Below are 220 nucleotides of genomic sequence, written 5' to 3' on the forward strand. Positions count from 1 at the left end.
TATCACTGAATTTGTAAGTAGTCTCGCACTTGCTACAAGGCCAGAAACACTTCTTGGGTGTTGTATGGTTAAGCCTCACGGGTAATTAGTATGGGTTAGCTCAACACGTCGCCGCGCTTACACACCCCACCTATCAACGTTGTGGTCTCCAACGGCCCTTTAGGACCCTCAAGGGGTCAGGGATGACTCATCTCAGGGCTCGCTTCCCGCTTAGATGCTT

At 50.9% G+C, this 220-nt stretch carries 1 rRNA gene; it reads right to left on the minus strand.

Annotation, left to right across the window (positions count from 1 at the left end):
* Positions 1 to 64: 64 nt before the first annotated feature.
* Positions 65 to 220, minus strand: a 23S ribosomal RNA gene (locus tag ACW5XD_RS24010); the annotation flags it as partial.

Source organism: Aeromonas enterica (assembly GCF_054052465.1).